Origin of the sequence: Protofrankia sp. Cas8 (assembly GCF_963555845.1) — a bacterium.
In the GTDB taxonomy this organism is placed as follows: Bacteria; Actinomycetota; Actinomycetes; order Frankiales; family Frankiaceae; genus Protofrankia.
Map to the genome: position 1 here is coordinate 4310 of NZ_CAUVXI010000307.1, position 557 is coordinate 4866.

At 72.0% G+C, this 557-nt stretch carries 1 protein-coding gene; it reads right to left on the bottom strand.

Features of this window, described 5'->3' with window-relative positions; translation table 11 throughout:
* Positions 1-557, bottom strand: a 557-nt coding sequence (locus tag U9977_RS25870; RefSeq protein WP_322751895.1) for an AAA family ATPase, incomplete at both ends; no start/stop codon positions are given.

Consider the following 557-nt stretch of genomic DNA (forward strand, 5'->3'; position numbering starts at 1 on the left):
CGCTTCGAGGTCGACCAGGTGGCGCACCATCTCGGTCAGGAAGAACGGGTTGCCCGCCGTGTCGGCCTGTAACTCGAGGGCCAACTCGCGGCCTGGTTCGGTGAGGTCCCGACCCCAGACCCGCCCGACCAACGCCACGGTCTCCTCGGGGTCGAGCCCGCCCAACCGCACCCGCCGGCACTCGGTGTCGCGAGTCAGTGCCGGCAGGAAGGACGCCAGCTCTCCGTGGCCCGTGTCGCGGTAGGTGGCCATCACCAGCAGCGGTGTCGCCCGCGGCAGCCGCATCAGGTGCGCCAGCAGGAGTAGCGACGAGCGGTCCGCCCACTGCAGGTCATCGAGGATGGCGACCACGGGGCGTCGGGAGGCGATCGCGCGCAGCCAACCGTCGAGGGCCTCGAACAGGCGAAAGCGCTCGGCCTCGGCGTTGCCGGCCAGGGGGGCACCGACAACCCCGACGCGCTCGGTAACCTCGGGGAACAGCCGGGAGATCTCGTCGGCGTGCTCGCCGAGCTCGGCGCGCAGCACGGACTTCGGGCGGGTGCGGGCGTACTCACCCC